Below are 21358 nucleotides of genomic sequence, written 5' to 3' on the forward strand. Positions count from 1 at the left end.
GACACTCCCAAGTGCACGGAGAGCGAATCCCGATGCGGGGACGACGTTTGGAGAGCCGATGCCGCATATCGCCCTGGGGAACGACGCGTCCGGAATCATCTCGCTGTTCGCCTACCGGCCCGAGACCGCGCGCCCGTTGAGCGAGCTGGCCGAGGTGCTGCTACGCGGCCCGAGCTCCCTGAGCCGCGGCGAGCGGGAACTGATCGCCTCCTACGTTTCGGCCCTCAACGAGTGCGAATTCTGCACCAGCTCACACGCGGCGTTCGCCGCCGCCCAGCTCCCCGAGGGCATCGCCCTGGTCGACCAGGTACGGGCCGACCTCGAGAGCGCACCCGTATCGCCGAAGCTGAAGGCCCTGCTGCGGGTGGCCGGCGCCGTCCAGCGGAGCGGGCGCGACGTGCGGCCCGAGGACGTGGCCGCCGCTCGCGCCGAGGGCGCGACCGACGTCGAGGTACACGACACGGTGCTGATCGCCGCGGCGTTCTGCATGTTCAACCGGTACGTGGACGGCCTCGGCACGACCCTGCCCGACGACCCCAAGGAGTACACGGCGTCCGCCAACGCGATCGTCAGCGGCGGATACCTGGCCATACTCGGCCGCCCGGAAGCGCACGCCGACACGTAAGCCGGCAATCACGCCGGTAAGCCCGGCCGTGTCGACGGCGCGGCCGGCGCTGCCCCTGAGCGCGAGGGCCAAGGCTGAACAGAAACAAACGCCGCCCTCTTCTGCCTCGCCCGCCGACGCAGCCACATCCTCTACGCAATGCTCCTCGACAAGCAGCCCTACCAACCAACACGTCGACCAGCCACTCAGGCAGCCTGACGCCCCCGACTGAGATGGTCACTCATATGAGCGAGTTCACCCGAGCCTTGATCACCGCAGCCATCCAAGACCGCGGTCCGGCCTGGGAAGCAACTGGCACCCAGTGGCAGATCACCACCGGACCCAAGACCGACAAGCCTTCAGTCTGGGTCACCTGCGAAAACACCCACAACCTCGCCCAGCTCACCATATGGAGCAGCGGAGAGGCCGAACTCGACCTCGGTCACCCCACCGACGATGCCACCACGAGCATCCACTACGACCTCGCCACGCACGAAGACCTGGCCACCCGCCTCGGCGACCTCACCGATCTACTCAACCGGCGCCCCACCGCTTCAAACCCATAGGGACACCCCCGGTCAGACGTCCCACCTCGACGAACCTTGATCCTCAAGTGACCGCTCTCGCTCTTTGATCACCATGCCTAATGGCCCGCTGATGGCCCGCAGCACCGCCCCGCGGCCTGCACACATGGCAAGGCGCTCATCCCGCGTCCGGCCTGGGCACGCACCACCACGGACGAACGAACCCGTCCGGAGGGGCCTGGGGAACCACGGGGATCCCCAGTAGCGCACGCCGAACTCCCCCGCGGGTCGACCTCGTCAGAGCGGCACGACCTCAACCCGGCAGCTTTCATCGTCGACGTCCCCGAAGCGAAGGACAGCCTCGTTCGGTCGGAGACCAGCCGTTCGAAGCACCGGCCGAATGGCCTGGAGCAGCCTCTCGGCATCAGGGCCGTAGAGATAGATCTGCGCAGTGCTCTGGCCGAACTCGTGACCGTCGACCTCGCCATCACCCGCTGTTTCAAGGGCTTCTTCAAGTTGATGCGCCAGCGCGTAGATCGCACCTCGTTCCGGCTCAGTGCCGTACCCGTCACCGGTGAGGGCGAACTTCAAGAACACAGCGTGCTCAGTCGACAACATGGGCTCCCTGAGGCGGGCAAAGGACTCGCGCACAGAATAGAGGCGTTGACAGCGGCGCGGCCGGCGCGGCGGGCGGTCGGGGCAGGCCGGTGGACGCGTCGCGATGCGCGGCCCCGCGCGGCCGTCCGGTGACCGGCGCCCACGCCGCGCGGGCCTCCAACACTGAAAAGATGCGCTCAACAGGAAGGTCAAGGCGGGGCGGGGCGGCGAGGATGAGAGGGCGGCCTTGGTAGCGAACTCGTCCCTGTGGCCTGATCGCACGCTTATTGCACGAACGCCCCCGCCCGGGGTCTGGGCGGGGGCGTTTTGGCTGGTGGAGCCTAGGGGATTCGAACCCCTGACACCCGGCTTGCAAAGCCGGTGCTCTACCAACTGAGCTAAGGCCCCTGGTCTTCTGTTGCTTGACCTGCGGTGACTGCCGATCGGCGTAACCGGTGACGATCGTACACCGTGGGAGGAGCGGTGGTTTCCAGGCTGGGCGGCCGTCGAGACCCTCGGCGGCTTACTGGTCCTCGGGACGACGGCGGTCAGCCGGCCGGGAGCGGTGCCATGGTTGCATCGGCCGGGAGGTACGCCTCCAGTCTCAGTCACGTCGCGAACGTTGTCAGGCGCGGTCCGCTGCACGTCGAGGACAGCAGCAAGGGGATGAAGCAGCCCACGTGGCGGAGTGGCGCAAGGTGGGGTTCCTTGGTGCGCCTGCTGAGCTCGGGTTCCTTGGCCAGGGCCAGGTCGATTGCGGGATAGGGCCCGCACCGGGCCGACGCCGTCATGGTTCGGCCCTGGTCAGGACGGCTGACTGAGACGGCTGCGGCGACTGGTCTGGCGCGGGGCTGGGAGGAGTCGACCCCTCGGTTCATACCTTCGAAGGAATTGTTGTTATTCCTGGCGGAGACGACGATCCTCACTCATGGATACGCGACTCGGGATTTTGCTCCCCACCAACCGGTCTCAGTGGGATGACGCTCGCCGTTTGGTCGACTTCGCCGTCCAGGCCGAACTTCTCGGCTACGACTCGATTTGGGCCAACGACACGCTGCTCGGCCCGCGGATCGAGCCGTTGGCCATGCTCGCCGCTCTCTCGTCGGCGACCGAGCGCGTCACGCTGGGGACGGCCGCGCTCCTGCCCGCCTTCCGCCGTCCGGTGATGGCGGCCCAGGCGCTCGCGTCCATCGACCACCTCTCTGCGGGACGCCTGGTCGTCACCGTGGGTGCGGGCTTTCCCGGCCGGTCGGAGATCGAGTATGCGGTGTCCGAGGTGCCGGGGGAGCGCCGTTTCGGACGGTTGGACGACACCGTGGCGCTGTGGCGGGCACTGTGGTCTGGCCAGCGTGCCTTCCACGGCACGGTGCTGCACTTCGACGATCTGCCTGAATCCACACCTTCTTACCGGCCCGGCGGGCCGCCGATCTGGCTGGGCGGGGCGAGCCCGTCGGCGTTGGAGCGCACCGGACGGCTCTACGACGGATGGCTGCCCTACCCGCCCGACCCCGCCGACTACCGGACGGGCCTCGCGGCGGTGCGGTCGGCGGCTGCGACGGCGGGCCGGTCAGAGGACGCGGTCGACCCGGCGCTGTTCGTCACGGTGTTGATCAGCGAGGAGCCGGAGGGCTTGGAACGGCGGCTCGACTCGTACTGCCAAACAACCTACGGGCTGCCCTACGAGACGGTGCGGACCGTCCAGGCGATCGTCGCAGGTCCGGCCGAACACGTGGCCGCCACCTTGGGCCGTTACGCGAAGGCAGGCGCGGAGCACCTCGTCTGCCGCATCGCCGCGCCGTCCCTCGACACCCAACTCGACCAGCTGGAGCTCATCGCCAAGGTCATCCGCCCTGCACTCCAGATCCCCTCGCGAGCTTGAGGGGAGCCGGTTCTCGCGCTCGACCATTGCGTTGTGACGTTCTCGCACGTGCAGGGCCTGATCGTCCACACGGGACGCGTTCCCCGGAGACTGACCGCTGACGGGTGGTCAGGGAGCGGTGAGGAGGCGGACTTGCGCGGCTGGACCTCGGCGTCTGCCACCGGGGTGGTCCGCCTCGTTGAAGGACCCGGCGGCTACCCGTGGTCGGCGTTGACGGGGGTGCGGAGGACGAGGTCGGGGAGGGCGGCGACGGTGGGGAGGACGTGGGTGGCGCCGGCGGCGAGGAGGCGGTCGTGGTCGTGGGCGCCGGTGAGGACGCCCGCGACGATGGACGCGCCGGAGCGGCGGCCGCACAGCATGTCGCCCGCCGTGTCACCGCAGACGGCGATCTGACGGACATCGTCCACACCGAGGCGCAGGGCCGCGGTCAGGACGAGGTCGGGCCACGGCCGGCCGCGCGGGGCGTCCTCGGGGCAGAGCGTCAGGTCGGCGCGGTCCCACCAGCCGAGGGTGTCGAGGATGCGGGCCTGCGTGCCGCGACCGAAGCCGGTGAGCAGGCACACGCGGACACCGGCGCCGCGCAGCCTCGTCAGGGCGTCATCGGCGCCGGGCACGGGTGCCAGGCCGCGTCGGTCGATGAGGTCGTGGTAGGACCGCTCGAACGCCAGGTGCGCGGCCTGGGCGCGGGGTTCGTCGAAGAGCGAGCGAAAGATGCCGATCTTCGATCCGCCGCGCGCGTCGCGGAAGCGGGCGAGGGCACGGTCGTAGGACGCCGTGCCGGAGACGATCCCCAAAGTGGCGATCGCCTCGGCGAAGGCGGCCTCGACGGTGTCGCCGTCCGCGACGGTGGTCCCGGCGAGATCGAGGCAGGCGACGGTGATCGGCTCTGCTTCGTTCACGCCGGGGCCTGTCGCCGGCGTGTCAGTTGTCGGACGACGTGGCCTCGGTCCACAGGTCCAGCTCGGCGCGGTCCTGCTGGAGCTTGCGCCAGACGGCGAAGCCACCGAGTGCGACGACGGCGAGGACGAGCAGCTTCTTCACGGTGGGACCCCTTCACCTTCGACTATCAAGTCAGAGCCCGGGAACGGCTCATCAGTGTCTGCTTCCCCCAGGCTCTCCGCAGCCTAGCAACCGCGGCCGGGCGATCAGCACCTAAGGGCCCCTCACGGACGGCACATTCGAAGAAGCCTCGCATTTCACCCTCTCGTCGGAACGCCGGAACGGCCGCATAATCCGGGTGGACGACCTTCGGGAGTGCCGATGGCAGAAGACGACTTCCGGCGCTGGGAACGCGAACTGGAACCAGACGTCCCGGACGAGGGGCCGTCCGGGGCCCGCGGGCTGGTGCTGGTCGCGGGGCTGACCGCCACGGCGTGCGCGGCCGTGATCGCGTTGGGCGACGTGCCGCTCGGCACGGCCGGGCTGGTGCTCTCGTCGGTCATTCTGCTGCTGTGGCGCATCGGAATGTGATCCGCCATCATCTCGGCATGGATCTGCGCGGAGCGAACGTCCTGCTGACCGGCGCGACCGGCGGAATCGGCCAGGCGCTGGCGAGGGCCCTCGCGGGGCGCGGCGCCCGGCTGGTGCTGACGGGGCGCCGGGCCGACGTCCTGGAACCGCTGGCAGAACGGCTCGGCGGCCGCGCCATCGCCGCCGACCTGGCGGATCGGGCGACGGCCGAGAGCCTCCTGGACGAGGCGGGCCGGGTGGACGTGCTGGTCGCGAACGCGGCGCTGCCGGCGTCCGGGCTGCTCTCCGAGTACTCGATCGGGGAGATCGACCGGGCACTGGACGTGAACCTTCGGGCGCCGATCGTGATGGCGAAGCTCGCCGCCGCGCAGATGGCCGATCGTGGCCGCGGCCACCTGGTCTTCGTATCGTCACTGTCCGGCAAGACGGCGTCCGGGCACGCCTCCCTCTACAACGCGACGAAGTTCGGTATGCGGGGATTCGCCCTGGCCCTGCGCGAGGACCTGCGCCCGCACGGCGTCGGCGTCTCGACGGTCTTCCCCGGCTTCATCCGGGACGCGGGCATGTTCGCCGAGGCCGGGGTGACCCTGCCCAGGGGGGTCGGGACGCGGTCGCCCCGGGACGTGGCGCGCGCGACCGTCCGGGCCGTCGAGCGCGACATCGCGGAGATCGACGTGGCGCCGCTCGGGCTGAGGATCGGCGCGCGGATCGGCGGGGTCGCGCCGGTCCTGTCGGCCGCCGTGCAGCGGCGCGCGGGCGGGCACCGGATCTCGCAGGGCCTCGCGGACGGGCAGCGCGGCAAGCGGTAGCGACAAATCGGGATCTTCCAGCGATAATCCGGGCGGGCCCGCTTGATCAGCGAGCCGAGCCGGCGCAGCGCCCGGGCCGTACCCCGCCCGCCGCACGCGCCCCCGCGCGAGGAGGGTCTGCGCATGTGGACGGGCAGGAAGATCGTGATCGGGACGGCCGCCGCGGCCACCCTGACGCTGGTGGCGGTGCCCGCGCGGGCGGCCGAACCGGCGGACGCGACCGTGGTCCCGGTGCAGGTCACCGGCGACCCCGCGAAACGCTTCAACCTGGTGGTACTGGGGGACGGCTATACAACGGCGGACATGCCGAAGTTCCGCGCGAACCTCGCCAAGCACCTCAACGACCTGTGGACGATCGAGCCGTTCAAGTCGTACCGCAGCTACATCAACGTGTACGCGGTGGAGATTCCGTCAGGTGAGTCCGGCGTGAGCTGTGACCCGGCGTTGTCCTCACCGCGCCGCAACACTCCATTGAGTATGGCCTTCTGGAGTGGCTGCAGAGATGACGGCATTCAGCGTCTCCTCGTCATGAACTCTGCGGCCGCCAAGACGTATGCGGACCTCGTCCAAGGCACGACTGTAGGAAACCGTCAGATCCTCGCGCTCGCTAACAGCGACACCTACGGCGGGGCAGGTGGCGCCTATGCGACGGCGTCCGGTGGGAACGCGATGTCGGCTCTCATAGCGCCGCACGAACTCGGCCACTCGCTGGGTGGGCTGGACGACGAGTACGACTACTACCAGCGGGGCGTGCCTGGCGGGACGTATACCGGTCCTGAGCCCGGCTCCATCCACCACACGCTTCTGACCGAAGACGCGATGAAGGCGCAGAAGCAGAAGTGGTGGCGATGGCTCGGCGAGCGGAGCGAGGCCGGGGGCACCATCGGACGGTACGAGGGTGGCCTCTACTCAAGTAAGGGCGTGTGGAGGCCGAGCCAGCACTCGATGATGAAAACGCTCGGCTACTACTACGACCAGGTCGCCCGAGAGCGGATGACCCAGCGGATCTCAGGCAAGGTCAACCTCGTCCAGGCGAGCACCCCCACGAACGCCCCGGTGGGCGACGACCGTGTGCTGTGGGTCGAAACGATGCATCCGACCGGCCATTCGTTGTCCGTCGCATGGACGGTCGATGGGAAGACCGTCGGGCGGGGCGCGAACCTTGACCTGTCCAGGCTGCACCTACGGAAGGGCAAGCACACGGTCGAGGCGACGGTCACCGACCCGACCGGCTTCGTCCGGGACCCTGCCGTCCGGTCATCCGCCGCACTCACGCAGGTGCGTACATGGACGGTCGACACCGGCATGAGCACCCCACCCGAGAACGTGCCTGCCGACTTCAGTTCGTCCACGCCGATCGACAAGCCTGTGGGAGGCGATTCTGTCGTCTACGTGGAAACGACCCACCCGGTGCGGAGCGTGCCGAAGGTGAAATGGCTGCTGGACGGGCGACCCGTACGTGGCGGTGACCGAGACATCGATCTCGGACGGTTCCGCTTGGCGAAGGGCACGCACACGCTCGTCGCACGGGTCGGCTCCAAGACCCGCACCTGGACGATCGACGCGCAGGCGCCGACAGTGGCTTACGAGCTGTCCAAGGCAGCACAGAGCCAGGTTCGTCCTGGGCGGACGCCCGAGTACGTCTTCGACGGGCCCTTCACTATGCGGCTCACCGGCGCGGACGACCGTCCAGGCGTTGTCGTCTCGGAGTTCCGCGTGGACGGCGACGGCTGGTTCAACTACTTCGGCTGGCCGACCGACTCGTCCGCTCCCTGGCTGTTCACCGAGAACGGCACGGTCATCGACAGCCTCACCTACGGCAAGCTCGGGAAGGGCCGCCACACCATCGAGTACCGCGCGATCGACCCGGCGGGCAACGTCGGCAAGCCTGGCAAGTTCATCGCCACTCTCCGCTGACCCCTGACACTCGACCCTCTCACCGCACTCTGCTACCGGCCATCGGTCCTCTTCCACGCGACCCACCGTCCGCTGCGGCTGGCATCGGGGCTTTTCAACGTTCAGGGGCGGGCTTCACGGCAGGTTCCGGAGCGTGGGTGGTGGCGCCGGCGTCGAGCAGGGGCGTGGGGGTGGCGGCGTCAGGCAGGGGCGCGGCCGCGGCAGCCGGGGTGCGGCGCGCGGTGGCGAGGACGGAGCCGCCGAGGATCAGCACGAAGGACGCGATGATCGTCCCGGTGAGGGGCTCGCCGAGCAGGACGACGCCGGCCGCGACCGCCACGGCCGGGTTCACGTAGGTGAACACCATGCCCCGGGAGGTGCCGACCTCCCGGATGAGCTCGAAGAACACGATGAACGCCAGCGCCGTGCAGACCAGGCCGAGGGTGATGAGCGCGGCGAGGACGCGCCCGCCGGGCATGGCGCTCGGCCAGGTGGCGATCGCCGGACCGGTGTAGGCGAGCGCGGCGATCGCCAGCGAGAACGCGGCCATCTGGAGGCTCGGGAGGTCCTGGAGGCGCCGGGTGGCGATCATCGGGGCGATGGCGTACCCGACCGCGACCAGCATGACCTCGCCGATCGCCCACGCGCTGCCGCCGCCGAGGTGCGGCCCGGCGAGCACGCCGACGCCCGCCAGGCCGACCAGCAGCCCCGCCCACCGGAGCGGTCCGAGCCGCTCGGCGTCCCCGGTGAGCCGGGCGAGCACCACGCCGATGATCGGGACGGCGGCGATGAGCAGCCCCGTCATGGAGCTGGTCAGCCGGTTCTCGGCGTCCGACAGCAGCGCCCACGGGCCGAGGATCTCCACGGCGGTGAACAGCAGGAGCGGGCGCCAGTGCCGGCGGACCACGCCCAGCCGCCCGGCCCTGACCGCCAGCGGCAGCAGGATGAGCGCGCCGAGCGTGGTGCGGGTGAACACCACCATGGGGACCGAGACGCTCTCGACCGCCACCTTGATCAGCAGATAGGGGATGCCCCACAGCACGCTCATCAGCGCGAACAGCATCCAGCCACGGCGACTCAACCCGACCTCCGTTCTCGACCGCCCCCGCCCGGGCCGCTTTCCGCCCCCGAGACCTTTCGCGGGGGCGGGCACGTTGGCCATCGGCCCGGGCACCCGGGGCCAGACCCGGGACGGACGTTCAGAATGCGGGTCGGCGAGATGTGCTGTCTTGAACGCTGTTGCGGTAAACGCCCGGGGTGACGCCCAGCACGCGCCGGAACCAGCGGGTGAGATGCGCCTGGTCGGCGAACCCGACGAGCGTCGCCGCCTCGGCCGGACGGTGTCCCGCGTCCAGCAGCGCCCGGGCCCGGGCGACCCGGTGCTGGGCGAGCCACGCGTACGGCGGCATGCCCATCGCGTCCCGGAAGGCGCGCAGCAGTTGGTAGCGCGACATCCCCAGGTCGGTGGCGACTTCGGCGAGCGTCGGCGGGGCGACCAGCTCGTCGGACAGGCGGTTCGCGACCGTCCTCGCGATGCGTCCGGCTTCGGCCCCGCGGTGGGCTGGGACCGCCTTGGGCCCGGACGCCGCATGCCGCCGGACGAGCGCGCCCAGCACGCCGAGCAGCCGCGACTCGCCCTCGAGCGGGTCGGACCCGAGCCTCAGGGCATGGTGGGCGAGGCGCAGCGCCTCGCCGAGCCCCCGGTCATCGATGATCGGGTTCGCGAAGTGCGGCTCGGCCGGCACCGGGCCCGGCTCCGCTGTCGTCGCCGCGCCCAGCAGTTCGGCGGTGGGATAGAGGCACAGGTACGCGAACCCCTCCGGGCGCGCCGGACCGCCGGTGTGCGCCTCGCCCGGCTCGACCACGACGACGCTGCCGGCCGCCGAGTAGATCCTCTCGCCCCGGTAGAGCATGGTCTCCGTGCCGTCGACGGTGACGCCGATGGCGTACTCGTCGTGGGTGTGCGGCGCGTAGTGGCGGCTGCCGATGCGGGCCGTCAGCAGATCGAGCGGCGCGCCCTGGATGCCGCCCACACGCGTCCACAGCGTCCGGTCGACTCCGCGGGCGCCGGGCGGGACCCCGCCGTCCGGACGCCGGTCAGGCCGAGAAGACGTGCCGGAGCCGCCAGCGGTCCTCGTCACGACCGAACTCCACGACGGCCACGCCCTCCGCGCCGGTGACCCGGAACCGGTAGACCCTGCCCTCCCGGGCCGATCCGTAGGTCTTCAGCACCGCGTCGACCGCGTAGCGCGTCCCCCGCCACTCGTACGCGGTGAGCCGCCCCGCCGGGTCGTGCTCGGCTCGGACCGGCTCGTTCAGCAACTGCCCCATGCGGGGAGAGTAGCACGCGTTCGAACAAATGTTCGCAGGTCGGAGAGGCCTTCCCGCGCGGCCGGGCACCGCCTGCGGGCCGATCGGGGCGCGAAATCCGCCGTGCCGCCGGGCGTGGCGCACCGCTCGCCTCCATGGCGCCGAGCCGAATCACGCGGGTCATGAACAGACCAACGGCAATCACCCCCGACCTCATCCCGATCACGCAGTCGCCACCCGCCGGCACTGCGAGAAACCCCCTCGACGCCGTCGCCGACCCTCGGCGATTCCGAGCCCGCCGAGCGGCGGCCAGGAGGGTGTGGAGCCGTCACGACCGCCGCATCATGATCGGGCGGCTCGCCGCATCCGGCAAGGGCTCCGAAGGGAGTTGTCCACAGGTTGTGGGTAACCGTCGCACACACCTCCCTCATCGTCGCAGCAGGGCGTTCCGGGGTCGCGTCCACAGGCGGATCCCCAGAACAACCGGGCTTTCCACGGTCCGGACGGCGCATCGGCCACCGCCCTTCCCATCATGGCCGAGATCGCGCATCCGTCCACAGAATCCACAACCTGTGGATAACTCTCGTGCACAACCTGGGTACGACCGCGCGGCTCCGCGTCCACATTCTTCCCCAGCCCGCCCCCAACCCGCGCGCTCAGTTGTCCACGTCGTGGAAAAGCCGCTGACCAGCGGAAGAACCCCCTCTGCGCCGACCTTCTCCACACCCCGTTCACACCCTGTGGGCGAATTCTCTCCACAGCCCCACCGCACCGGTGGACAGAGTTGCCCACAACAATCCCCAACCGCGTCCCCAACATCGCACCCCACCAGGGGCGACACGAGGGTGGACGTCCTCCCGGTCCCACACCGGCCGGCGGCCCGGCGGTCGCACGCGGGACGATCAACATCGAGCGGTCTCGAGACCAGGGTCCTCACCCGTGCGGGCCCGGTCAGCGCGCGTCTCCGGTCGATGAAGCCGGACCGTCGACGGGGACGGCGGCTTCGAGGTCTGCCAGGCGGCCGAGGTCGTCGGCCGGCTCGGACGAGTCGGCCGGCCCGATCGCGCGGGCTTCGGCCACGAGGGCGCGGACGAGAGGCCATTCCTCCAGGTGGGCGGCCGCGTCGGCGCGCAGGACCAGAGCCTTCAGACGCTCGGACGGGGACAGCGCCTCACCGGAGCGCAGGAGCCGGTCGAGGATCCGGGAAGCGGCGAGGTGGTCCCCCTTCGACTCGCCCAGGAGCGCGGCCATGTGGAAGGCCCGGGCCACCTTCTCCTCCGGGATGGGCGCGTGCCGCGTGTCGTCCGAGATGGCCTGGCCGATGCGGAGCTGGAGCCCGTCCGGGTCGCTGAGCAGGAACTGCCGGACGCCGTACGACATGTCCCGCAACGCGCTCAGCCGAGGAAGCCCCCGGGTCGGGACCCGGCCGAGAGCCTCGCGGAGCCCGCCGCGAAATGCCTCGTACAGGGCGTCCACCTCCGTCGTGGTGATATAGCACATGTTCATGGACGCGGCCGGATCGTGCTTCTTCCACCCGAAGAACTGCAGTTCGACGTCGCCGCGCCGGACCGCGAGGTACGGGTTGGGACGCGTCTGCCAGGTGGTCTGCTCGAATCCGAGCGCCCGGTAGAAGTCCCAGGTCGACTGGATCGACCGGCACGGAAAGATCGGAATCGCCTTCTCACCCATGGTCGGAGCGTAGGAAAGACAAGGATGGTTAGTCAAGTTTGACTACATGCGATCCCGATGGCGATGACCTGGTCGCCGGGCGCGAACCGCCGAGGTGGGGAATGATGTGCGTCATCGCGATCATGCGCCCGCCGCCCATGGGCGCACTTCACGGCGCGGGGACCGGAGGAGTCCACGAAGATCGGTCTCACCGTCCGGCGGGCGCCACTCCCGGGAGTGGCGACATCCCATCGCCAGAGTTTTCCACAGGCTGTGGAAAGGGAGGCATTCGTGGACTTCAACGAGCACACTGCGACGCGGGCCGTCCAGGACAGTTTCCGCGACACTCCCGACCCGCGACTTCGCGAACTGCTGGAGGCGCTCACCCGCCACCTGCACGCGTTCGTAGGCGAGGTGCGGCCGTCGATCCACGAGTGGGAAAAGGCGATCGCCTTCCTCACCGCGGTCGGCCAGACCTGTACCGACACCCGCCAGGAGTTCGTCCTGCTGTCCGACGTCCTGGGCGTCTCCATGCTGGTGGAGACGCTGAATGAGAACGAGGAAGGCACAGAGAGCACCGTCCTGGGCCCGTTCCACATGGTCGAGTCGCCCCCGCGCGCGCTTGGCGACAGCATCGACCTCGTCGGTGAGGCACCCCCGTGTGTGGTGGCTGGTCGTGTCCTGAGCAGCGACGGGACGCCCCTGCCCAACGCGGAGGTGGACGTCTGGCAGTGCAACGACAAGGGGTTCTACGACGTCCAGCAACCGGGGATCCAACCGTCCGGGAACGGGCGTGGCCTTTTCCACACCGACTCCGAGGGCCGGTTCCGGTTCCGGACCGTCCTGCCCAGCCATTACCCCATCCCGACGGACGGCCCGATCGGACGGTTCCTGGAGGCCACCGGACGCCATCCCTACCGGCCGGCGCACATCCATTTCATCGTCCGCGCGGACGGCCACACCCCACTGACCACCCACGTCTTCGTGGCGGGAAGTCCCTACCTGGACTCGGACGCGGTCTTCGCGGTCAAACAGAGCCTCATCGTCGATTTCGCCGAGTCGGACGACGAGGAGGCGGCTGCCCGGAACGGCGTCCAAGCCCCATTCCGCCACGCCGAGTTCGACCTCATCCTGAGCCGAGACCCCGTGTGACCTGCCCCGCGCGTCTCGGCGTCGCCGCGCGCCACGGGTCAGCCGCATGATCGCGACTCGCGCTCGGCGATGTGACAGGGTTCGAGTCGAACACCGCCCTCACCTCCATCGCAACGCCTCCAAAGTTATCCACAGTCTGTGGAGAACTACCCGCCTTATCTGGATAACCGTCTCCGGGCCGCGTAGCCGTCGTTCCGCAAGGCGCCCGTGCCGCCGCTCGTATCGGCCATTGAGAAGCCCGCCTGACCCGCGCCTTCCACCCCCGTCGCGCGCACCATCGCCCATGCGCCGCCGGCCTCCGCCAATCGGAACCCACGTTTTGCCCCATCCCAGGCCAAGAGAGCATCACCCATGGTTTGCGATGGACGACGCATTGGGGACTTTCAGGGCATCCCGACAGATCGCGCGGGTGGTCGGCACGCCGGGAACCGCCTCAACACAGCGACCACGCATCCTCCTGCTCCCGGCAGCAGGGGACACAACGGGGGAAAACATGAGCGACCTGATCGCCGTCGCCTACGACGACCTGCCTCACGCCGAGCAGGCGCGCGAGAAGCTGGTCCAGTTGCACAAGGAGCACATCATCGAGCTGGCCGACGTCGTCATCGTCGAGCGCAGGCAGGACGGCAAGATCAAGCTCCATCAGGCTCGCAACCTCGTCGCGGGCGGCGCCCTCGGCGGCGCCGCGTGGGGCGGGCTGATCGGGCTCATCTTCTTCATGCCGCTGCTCGGCATGGCCATCGGCGGAGCCACCGGCGCGGCCATGGGCTCCGCGGCCGACACCGGCATCGACGACGACTTCATGCGCAACCTCGGCGAGCAGCTGCCGCCCGGCGCCGCGGCCGTGTTCGTCCTGATCGACAAGCGCAATCCCGAGAAGGCCGTCCCGGAGATGGCACCGCTGGGCGGCAGGCTCATCCAGACCTCGCTGTCCCCCGAGCAGGAGGAGCACCTGCGCGAGGCCGTCAAGGCCGCTCGCGCGCCCCAGCCCGCCTGAGAATTCGATCCGGTGGCGGCAGGCCCGCTCGCCGGCACGGGGCCATGACCACGCCGAACAGAGGCCGGTTTCGAGCCACTCGAAACCGGCCTCTGTTCCGGGCAAGACCCGTCAAGACCGGCGCCTGGCGACAGAGGCTGATGGGCGAACTGATCCGCACTAGCCTCGTCGCGTGAGTGATGACGTCCAGCAGGTTCAGCCACTCGACTCTGGGATAGCCGAAGAGTGGATACGCAAGACAGATGAGCCGGACCTGCGCGCGGTCTCGGCCTCCAAACTTCGAGTCGGCCCGCTGTGGAACGTCAGCGCTTGGGTCATGGAGTTCATCCGTACCGACCCTCTCGAATCCGAACTGCGCCGCCGGATCGCAGGCGCACTGCTCGGCGTCAGCGGCGTCACCAGCGTCGAGGAGGAGGACCGGGAAGTGTGGACAGTGACCGGCACCCCAACGGGCAAAGCGCTGGTAGAAGCAGTAGCCCAAGTAGTGGACGACCTAGCACCGCAGACACGCGACGCTCTCTAACTCACGTCACCACAACGCCCATCTCCAGGCTGGCTCGTGACGTTGATCGGGAAATTGCGGGTGTGGCAGGCTCACGCAATGATCGTCGAGCTGGCTCCCGGCTTTCTGAGCTGGGACGAGGTGGCCCCTTCCCGGCATCCGTTCGACCGCCCGTCCGCGGCGCGGGTGGTGAAGTCCCTCGGTCCGGCCCAACGTGTCCCCCGCCGTCCCGACGTGCCCCTCACCGACCCCGCGAGGAGCGAGTGGGCCGACGGAGAGGCCGAGATGTGGGCTACCGCGATGTCGCACGCCCTGGCCGAGCGCTACGGCCGCTGGGCCGTCGGCTGGCGCTGGGCCCACGACGAAGGTGACTTCGACGGCGGGCCCGTAGGCAGCTGGTGCTGTCCGCGGGACTCGGTGACCACACCCGAGGAGACCCTGACCCGTGTGGTCCACTGCCACCAGGTTCTCACCTGGTTCCTCAGCCGCCGGCATGTGGCGGACAGCGTCGCGAAGGAGATGGTCGGCCAGGCGATCGGTGGCCGCTTCCACAGCTGGACCAGCCCCGACACCGTCCTGGTCGACGACATTGCCGAACGACTCGCCCTGTCGGTACGTCCTGACGCCGCCCTGAGCCCCTCCGAAGCCGCACCGGACCATCTGGAGCGCTGGCTTGCGGTACGTGCCTCCGTGCCCTGGCAGGACGCCGCAGAGAGCGGCTCCGACGAGCCTGTGACGCCGTCCCGAGATGGCGCTGCGGAAAGCATCCGCGCCTTCGACGGCGCCATAGACCCAGCCCGTGCCGAAGGGCTCCTGACCGCTCTGGAACGCGCCCGGGCGGACGCGACCCAGGACGCTCCCCTCACTCTCGAACGACTGTGCGACTGGCAGCAGCGCGTCCTCGGAGTACCGCAGCCACCCCGGTTCAGGAACTCGGTCGCTTTCGCCAAAGGGGGACGGGAACGCTACGGCATCGCCCCTGACACTCCCGCCCGCCTCGAAGCCTGCCTCGCAGAGAGCGGGTCCGACGACCGGCGGCCGCTCCCACTGATCGCCCGTGCGGCACGCGCCTACCTCGACGTCTGCTTCTTCCACCCCTTCGATGACGGCAACGCCCGTGCCGGTTTCCTCGCCCTCGTCTTCGTCCTCGCCCGCGAAGGCGTCGCACTCGACGACGTGAGCCTGCTCCGGCGCGTCAGCTTCCAAGCCGACAGCCCACAAGACCCGCTGACCCTCATCCGGTACATCGATCTCCACCTCGCACAGACCCGGCAGAGGGCCGCGTCCCATGGCCGGGCCACGGACTGAACAAGGAACGCGCCCCGGCCATCGAGCGGGAGTACGCCCAGCGGCAACGCCGCGACTTCACGAAGTCAGAGTCGTTCAGGGCCTGCGGTCGTGGAAGGTGCGGCGCAGGTCGCTCACCCAGGCGTCGGGGTTCTCCCAGGGAATGAAGTGGCCGCCATGGTCATGGGCGTTGACATTGACGTGGTTGAACCAACCGGCCTGCGGACCCGCCTTGAACGCCTGAACGCGCTCGTCGGCGGTGTGGATGCCGGGCGGGTTCTCGTACGTGACGAAGGTGAGGCCGACCGGGGCCTGCACGACCGGGGTGCGGTCGTGGGCAGAGGCCCAGGGGTAGCGGTTGGCGTTGGCGTAGTACCGCATCGACGTGGCGATGGAGTTGTTCACCCAGTAGATCGTGGCGTGGGTGAGCAGGTCGTCCCTGGTGAAGACGGACTCGACGTCGCCGCCGTTGTCGCTCCAGGCGCGCCAGCGCTCCAGCAGCCAGGCGAGCAGGCCGGCAGGTGAGTCGCTCAGCCCGTGGGCCAGGGTGGCGCCGTCGAGCATGTGCACGGTCAGGTGGGACGCCGACCGGTGGTCCAGCTCGATGATGCGGGCGCGGACGTCGTCGGGCTGGTCGTCGCTAAGGGGCCGGTTCCGGGTGAAGCTCCAGGCACGGGGCCCGTTGAAGAAGTCGAGCGGCAGCCCGGAACCGATGTGGATGCCGTACAGCTCGTCGGCGTACTTGTGGCCGAGCTGGCTGGTGACGATCCCGCCGATGTCGCAGCCCCCGGCGGCGTACTTCTCGTATCCCAGGGTCTCGGTCATCAGGGTGTGCCAGAGGTCGGAGACCTTCCAGAAGTTGACGTCCGGAAAGCCGGTGAGGGGGCCGGGGAAACCGAAGCCGGGCAGGGACGGCACGATGACGTCGAACGCGTCGGCGGGGTCACCGCCGAACGCGGCCGGGTCGGCGAGCGGGTCGATCACCTTCGACCAGTGCCAGAACGTCCACGGCCAGCCGTGGGTGAGGATCAGCGGGACCGGGCGGGGCCCGCGGCCGGGCTTGCGCATGAAGTGCACAGGGACACCGGCGACGTTCACCTGGTAGTGCTCGTAGGCGTTGATGGCGGCCTCGGCCTTGCGCCAGTCGTAGCCGTCCCGCCAGTAGGCGACCAGGCCGCGGAGGTAGCCGTCCGGGACGCCGTAGGACCAGTCCTCGTTCCCCTCGTCCAGCGGCGGCCGGGTCAGTGTGAGACGGGTGCGCAGGTCATCGAGGACCTCGTCGGACACATGGATCGGCGTGGGCTCCAGAGGAAAGTCGTGCGGGCTGGTCATCGCGTGGTTCCTTACTGGGTGAGAGAAGCAGCGCCGTCGGCCCTGGGCAATGGCGCTCGCCGGGGCCTCCGTCCTCTGGCGCGGCCGTCAGCGGCTGGGGACCGGCGCCTGCCGGTCGATCTCACGGCACAGAACGGTGATCACGTCATCGAAGACGGCGGCGCCGTGCTTCCGGATGAGAACACCGTAGAGGTCCTTGCGGCTGGCCTCCCTGACCACCCAGCTGAGGGTGGCGTGATGAACACGGCGACCAGCGGCCAGATCGTCGTACGCATCGCGCGCGACCCTCATCAACTCCGGATAGGCCGCAGACTCCGCCAGAATCATGCGCATCGCATCGGGGAGATTCATGCGAGGATTCTAGGTCCAGCCGCACCCACCGACATATGCCCTCGCCGAGCCCGACCGCGGATGCGCCAAGCTCACCAGCGAGCGCCTGGCGGGGCAGCCACTGCCCAGCAACCGCAACCGACAGGGGGCGTGGGGGCGTGGGGGCGAAGCCCCCACATCGGGGGTCCGGGGGTCGCCCCCCCGGGCAGAAACGACGAAGGAGTGGCGGGGAAGAAGCCCAAAGGGCTTCGACCACACCACTCCCAACTCCGAAGTGGGCCTAGGTGGACTTGAACCACCGGCCTCATCCTTATCAGGGATGCGCTCTAACCGACTGAGCTATAGGCCCGGAGTGTGCCGCCGCCCCTGGCGGCGCAACGAGAGGTTACCCCATCTGGGCGGGCAACCGGAAATCGATAACCGGGGGCGGCGGGCAGGGCTACTCGGCTTCCTTGAGGGTGACCTCGACGCCGCCCACGAGGTCGGCGGCGAGGTTGTAGATGACGGAGCCGACCGTCGAGAGGGCGGTGATGAGCAGGACGTTCAGGGCGCCGACGAGGACGGTGTAACCGAAGACGCGGACGAAGGAGAACCAGCTTCCGGCGTCGACGCCGCCGGTGGTCTCGCCCTGCTCCTTGGTGAGGCTGTTGACGGTGTCGCTGATCGCGTCGAAGACGCCGAGCCCGGACAGGATCACGTACAGGACGATGACGGCGACCAGCAGGACCACGAAGCAGACCAGCGACATGACGAAGCTGAACTTCATCACCGACCAGGGTTCGAGCCTGGAGAGCTGGAGCTGGGCCTTGCGCGCGGGCTTGCCGGGCGCGGGCTTGGACGCGGCGCCGGCCGGGGCCACCGCGGTGGACGGACGGTCCTTGAGGACGGTGCCGGCGAAGCCGCGACCACCCGACCCGGACGAGCCGGACGAGCCGGACGAGTTGCCGGAGGGCCCGCTCGCCGAATTGAACCCCTTGCCGGGACTGTCCGTACGTCCTGCCGAGACCGAACCGGACGGCTCGGCGGGTTTGGCCCAGCCCGCCGAGCCGGAGCCGCCCGCAGGACTTGATGCGGGACCGGCCGGGGCGCCTGCCGCGCCGCCGACCGGAGGCGCCGGCTTGGCGGCCGGCTTGGGCGGTTCGGCCGTGTCCTTGACCGGGGCGATCTCGGGTGTGCCGGCCGCCTTGGCCGGGGCGTCGTCGATCTGGGTGAGATCGGACCGCGTCTCGTCGGCCTTGCCCGCCGGGTCCGTCGCGCCGGTGTCGATGTCGACGGTCGTCTCGTCGCGCCCGGACTTGGCGGACGCGGCGGCCACCGTCTTGCCCGGCTTCCCCCTGGGCTTGCCGGTGGACTTGGCGGGGCCGGGCTTGGCGCCGGGTTTCCGGTCGCCGCCCTTGCCGGCGGCGCCGGCCCCGTCGTTGTCCTGGCCGGGCTCGGTGCTCACGTGTCCTCCTGGCCTAGTGGCTCGGTGAGGGTGCAGGATACGTCACTCACCGTCGCCCCCTTCGGCTTCGTCAGAGTCCTCCATGGACTCTACGTTCCTCGCGATGGCCACCACGCTGTCCCCGTCGGCGAGATTCATCAGACGGACGCCCATGGTCTGCCTGCCGGACTGCTTGATCTCGGCGGCGGTGGTACGGATCACGCCACCGTTCGACGTCATCGCGAACACCTCGTCGTCCAGGCCGACCATCAGGGCCCCGACCAACATCCCGCGAGATTCCACGATCTTAGCGGTGAGAACGCCCTTACCCCCACGTCCCTGGAGCGGGTACTGGTCCACCGGGGTGCGCTTGGCGTAGCCGCCCCGGGTGGCCACCAGGACGTCCTGCGAGGTGTCCTGCACGACGAGCATGTTGAGGACCTCCTGGTCCTCCTCGAACCGCATGCCGATGACGCCGGAGGTGGCGCGTCCCATCGGGCGCAGCGACTCGTCGTCGGCGCGGAACCGGATCGCCTGGGCGCCGGTGGAGACCATCAGCAGGTCGTCGTCGGACGACACGAGCCGCGCCGCGATCACCTCGTCGTCGTCGACGAGGTTGATGGCGATGATGCCGCCGGTGCGGGGCGAGTCGAAGTCGCGCAGCGCGGTCTTCTTGACGCGGCCCTTCTTCGTGCCGAGCACCAGGTAGGGGGCGACCTCGTAGTCGCGCAGGTCCATGACCTGCGCGATGTGCTCGTCGGGCTGGAAGGCGAGCAGGTTCGCGACGTGCTGGCCGCGCGAGTCGCGCCCGGAGTCGGGCAGCTCGTAGGCCTTGGCGCGGTAGACGCGGCCCTTGTTGGTGAAGAACAGGATCCAGTGGTGCGTCGTGGTGACGAAGAACTGGTCGACGATGTCGTCCTGCTTCAGCTGCGCGCCGCGGACGCCCTTGCCGCCGCGCCGCTGCGCGCGGTAGTGGTCGGTGCGGGTGCGCTTGGCGTAGCCGCCGCGGGTGATGGTGACGACGACGTCCTCTTCGGCGATGAGGTCCTCGTACGACACGTCCCCGTCGAACGGGATGATCTCGGTGCGCCGCTCGTCGCCGAACTTCTCGACGATCGGGGCGAGCTCGTCGCCGACGATCCGGCGCTGCCGCTCGGGCGAGGCGAGGATCTCGTTGTAGTCGGCGATCTCCGCCATGAGCTTGTCGTACTCGTCGATGATCTGCTGGCGCTCCAGGGCGGCCAGCTTGCGCAGCTGCATGTCGAGGATGGCCTGCGCCTGGATCTCGTCGATCTCCAGCAGGTTCATCAGGCCCTGCTGCGCCTCGGAGGCGGACGGCGAGCGCCGGATCAGGGCGATGACCTCGTCGATGCGGTCGAGGGCCTTGAGCAGGGCGCGCAGGATGTGGGCGCGCTCCTCGGCCTTGCGGAGCAGGAACCGGGTGCGGCGGACGATGACGTCGATCTGGTGCGCGACCCAGTGCCGGACGAACTGGTCGATGCGCAGGGTGCGCGGCACCCCGTCCACGAGCGCGAGCATGTTCGCGCCGAACGTCTCCTGCAGCTGCGTGTGCTTGTACAGGTTGTTCAGGACGACCTTGGCGACGGCGTCCCGCTTGAGGACGATGACCAGGCGCTGCCCGGTCCGGCCGGACGTCTCGTCGCGGACGTCGGCGATGCCGTCGAGCTTGCCCTCCTTCACCCCGTCAGCGATCTTGAGGGCGAGGTTGTCCGGGTTGACCTGGTAGGGGAGCTCGGTGACGACGAGGCAGGTGCGGCCCTGGATCTCCTCGACCTCGACGACGGCCCGCATCGTGATGGAGCCGCGGCCGGTCCGGTAGGCCTCCTCGATGCCCTTGCGGCCGACGATCAGGCCGGCGGTCGGGAAGTCGGGGCCCTTGACCCGCTCGATCAGCGCTTCGAGCAGCTCCTCGTCGGTCGCGCCGTAGTTGTCGAGGTACCAGCGGACGCCGTCGGCGACCTCGCGCAGGTTGTGCGGCGGGATGTTCGTCGCCATCCCGACCGCGATACCGGCGGACCCGTTGACCAGAAGGTTCGGGTACCGGGACGGCAGGACGTCGGGCTCCTGCGAGCGGCCGTCGTAGTTGGGGGAGAAGTCGACGGTCTCCTTGTCGATGTCGCGCAGGAGCTCCATCGCCAAGGGCGCCATGCGGCACTCGGTGTACCGCATGGCCGCGGCGGGGTCGTTGCCGCGCGAGCCGAAGTTGCCGTTTCCGTCGACCAGCGGGTACCGCATCGACCACGGCTGGGCGAGCCGGACGAGCGCGTCGTAGATGGCCGAGTCGCCGTGGGGGTGGTAGTTCCCCATGACGTCGCCGACGACGCGGGCGCACTTGAAGTAGCCGCGGTCGGGCCGGTAGCCGCCGTCGTACATCGCGTACAGGACGCGGCGGTGAACGGGTTTGAGGCCGTCGCGCACCTCGGGCAGCGCGCGCGCGACGATGACCGACATCGCGTAGTCGAGATAGCTCTTCTGCATCTCGACCTGGATGTCGACCGGTTCGATCCGTTCGCCCGGGTGGCCGCCCTCTGTGGTCACGTCCGTCACTCTCAAGACC

Annotated in this window: 20 protein-coding genes, 2 tRNA genes and 1 pseudogene; 10 read left to right on the plus strand and 13 right to left on the minus strand. The window is 69.5% G+C overall.

All coding sequences use genetic code 11. From position 1 onward, the window contains the following. The first annotated feature begins 58 nt into the window (after positions 1–58). Both BJY14_RS21060 and BJY14_RS21065 read left to right on the plus strand, forming a co-directional pair. Complete coding sequence (locus tag BJY14_RS21060) at positions 59–625, plus strand: carboxymuconolactone decarboxylase family protein (protein ID WP_179845205.1); 567 nt, start codon at positions 59–61, stop codon at positions 623–625. Positions 626–849: 224 nt separating this feature from the next. Continuing rightward, positions 850–1170: an immunity protein TriTu family protein gene (locus BJY14_RS21065; protein WP_179845206.1), complete on the plus strand. Its 321-nt coding sequence runs from the start codon at positions 850–852 to the stop codon at positions 1168–1170. A 255-nt stretch (positions 1171–1425) separates the two neighbouring features. On the opposite strand, the gene BJY14_RS21070 is transcribed toward BJY14_RS21065, so the two are convergent. Further along, positions 1426–1719: a hypothetical protein gene (locus BJY14_RS21070; protein WP_179845207.1), complete on the minus strand. Its 294-nt coding sequence runs from the start codon at positions 1717–1719 to the stop codon at positions 1426–1428. 338 nt (positions 1720–2057) lie between these two features. After that, positions 2058–2133: transfer RNA gene (locus BJY14_RS21075), tRNA-Ala, on the minus strand. 520 nt (positions 2134–2653) lie between these two features. On the opposite strand from BJY14_RS21075, the gene BJY14_RS21080 reads away from it, so the two are divergent. Continuing rightward, positions 2654–3604 carry an LLM class flavin-dependent oxidoreductase gene (locus tag BJY14_RS21080; protein WP_179845208.1) on the plus strand — a complete coding sequence of 317 codons (951 nt, stop codon included), beginning with the start codon at positions 2654–2656 and terminating at the stop codon, positions 3602–3604. Between the two features lie 194 nt (positions 3605–3798). On the opposite strand, the gene BJY14_RS21085 is transcribed toward BJY14_RS21080, so the two are convergent. Together BJY14_RS21085 and BJY14_RS44495 are read right to left on the minus strand one after the other, a co-directional pair. Further along, complete coding sequence (locus tag BJY14_RS21085; RefSeq protein ID WP_312879337.1) at positions 3799–4503, minus strand: HAD family hydrolase; 705 nt, start codon at positions 4501–4503, stop codon at positions 3799–3801. Positions 4504–4525: 22 nt separating this feature from the next. After that, a complete protein-coding gene (locus BJY14_RS44495) occupies positions 4526–4645 on the minus strand; it encodes a DLW-39 family protein (protein WP_021592723.1) in 120 nt (39 codons plus the stop codon). 219 nt (positions 4646–4864) lie between these two features. Between BJY14_RS44495 and BJY14_RS21090 the strand changes: the two genes are divergently transcribed. The 3 genes from BJY14_RS21090 (at position 4865) to BJY14_RS21100 (ending at position 7800) form a co-directional block, all read left to right on the plus strand. Continuing rightward, entirely contained in the window at positions 4865–5074 is a 210-nt protein-coding gene (locus BJY14_RS21090) for a hypothetical protein (RefSeq protein WP_179845209.1), read from the plus strand. A 17-nt stretch (positions 5075–5091) separates the two neighbouring features. After that, on the plus strand, positions 5092–5883 hold the full coding sequence (locus tag BJY14_RS21095; protein ID WP_179845210.1) for an SDR family NAD(P)-dependent oxidoreductase: 792 nt from the start codon (positions 5092–5094) through the stop codon (positions 5881–5883). A 123-nt stretch (positions 5884–6006) separates the two neighbouring features. Further along, the gene (locus tag BJY14_RS21100; RefSeq protein ID WP_179845211.1) at positions 6007–7800 is read left to right on the plus strand and encodes a M64 family metallopeptidase; all 1794 of its coding nucleotides are present in this window, start codon (positions 6007–6009) and stop codon (positions 7798–7800) included. 94 nt (positions 7801–7894) lie between these two features. On the opposite strand, the gene BJY14_RS21105 is transcribed toward BJY14_RS21100, so the two are convergent. The 4 genes from BJY14_RS21105 to BJY14_RS21120 form a co-directional block, all read right to left on the minus strand. Further along, on the minus strand, positions 7895–8860 hold the full coding sequence (locus tag BJY14_RS21105; RefSeq protein ID WP_179845212.1) for a DMT family transporter: 966 nt from the start codon (positions 8858–8860) through the stop codon (positions 7895–7897). A 118-nt stretch (positions 8861–8978) separates the two neighbouring features. Further along, on the minus strand, positions 8979–9920 hold the full coding sequence (locus BJY14_RS21110; RefSeq protein WP_179845213.1) for a helix-turn-helix transcriptional regulator: 942 nt from the start codon (positions 9918–9920) through the stop codon (positions 8979–8981). Continuing rightward, positions 9877–10110, minus strand: coding sequence for a hypothetical protein (locus BJY14_RS21115; RefSeq protein ID WP_179845214.1), 234 nt, complete (start codon positions 10108–10110; stop codon positions 9877–9879). Before BJY14_RS21115 ends, BJY14_RS21110 begins: the two co-directional genes overlap by 44 nt. A gap of 930 nt (positions 10111–11040) precedes the next feature. Beyond that, the gene (locus tag BJY14_RS21120) at positions 11041–11778 is read right to left on the minus strand and encodes a bleomycin resistance protein (protein WP_179845215.1); all 738 of its coding nucleotides are present in this window, start codon (positions 11776–11778) and stop codon (positions 11041–11043) included. Between the two features lie 270 nt (positions 11779–12048). On the opposite strand from BJY14_RS21120, the gene BJY14_RS47290 reads away from it, so the two are divergent. The 4 genes from BJY14_RS47290 to BJY14_RS21140 all read left to right on the plus strand — a co-directional run bounded on the left by BJY14_RS47290 (position 12049) and on the right by BJY14_RS21140 (position 15716). Continuing rightward, the gene (locus BJY14_RS47290; protein ID WP_179845216.1) at positions 12049–12909 is read left to right on the plus strand and encodes a dioxygenase family protein; all 861 of its coding nucleotides are present in this window, start codon (positions 12049–12051) and stop codon (positions 12907–12909) included. Positions 12910–13402: 493 nt separating this feature from the next. Then, entirely contained in the window at positions 13403–13906 is a 504-nt protein-coding gene (locus BJY14_RS21130; RefSeq protein WP_179845217.1) for a DUF1269 domain-containing protein, read from the plus strand. Positions 13907–14078: 172 nt separating this feature from the next. Continuing rightward, complete coding sequence (locus BJY14_RS21135) at positions 14079–14429, plus strand: hypothetical protein (RefSeq protein ID WP_179845218.1); 351 nt, start codon at positions 14079–14081, stop codon at positions 14427–14429. A gap of 78 nt (positions 14430–14507) precedes the next feature. Further along, the gene (locus BJY14_RS21140; protein WP_179845219.1) at positions 14508–15716 is read left to right on the plus strand and encodes a Fic family protein; all 1209 of its coding nucleotides are present in this window, start codon (positions 14508–14510) and stop codon (positions 15714–15716) included. 75 nt (positions 15717–15791) lie between these two features. On the opposite strand, the gene BJY14_RS21145 is transcribed toward BJY14_RS21140, so the two are convergent. The 5 genes and pseudogenes from BJY14_RS21145 to gyrA all read right to left on the minus strand — a co-directional run bounded on the left by BJY14_RS21145 (position 15792) and on the right by gyrA (position 21348). Next, positions 15792–17027: an epoxide hydrolase family protein gene (locus BJY14_RS21145; protein ID WP_179845220.1), complete on the minus strand. Its 1236-nt coding sequence runs from the start codon at positions 17025–17027 to the stop codon at positions 15792–15794. 87 nt (positions 17028–17114) lie between these two features. Continuing rightward, positions 17115–17378, minus strand: a complete 264-nt coding sequence (locus tag BJY14_RS21150) for a hypothetical protein (protein WP_179845221.1) — start codon at positions 17376–17378, stop codon at positions 17115–17117. A 254-nt stretch (positions 17379–17632) separates the two neighbouring features. Then, positions 17633–17706, minus strand: a tRNA-Ile gene (locus BJY14_RS21155). 90 nt (positions 17707–17796) lie between these two features. Then, a pseudogene (locus BJY14_RS47960) lies at positions 17797–18171 on the minus strand (DUF3566 domain-containing protein); the annotation flags it as partial. 672 nt (positions 18172–18843) lie between these two features. Beyond that, the gene (gene gyrA, locus BJY14_RS21165; RefSeq protein WP_179845222.1) at positions 18844–21348 is read right to left on the minus strand and encodes a DNA gyrase subunit A; all 2505 of its coding nucleotides are present in this window, start codon (positions 21346–21348) and stop codon (positions 18844–18846) included. Between the last annotated feature and the right edge of the window lie 10 nt (positions 21349–21358).

It is taken from the genome of Actinomadura luteofluorescens (assembly GCF_013409365.1).
Lineage (GTDB): Bacteria > Actinomycetota > Actinomycetes > Streptosporangiales > Streptosporangiaceae > Spirillospora > Spirillospora luteofluorescens.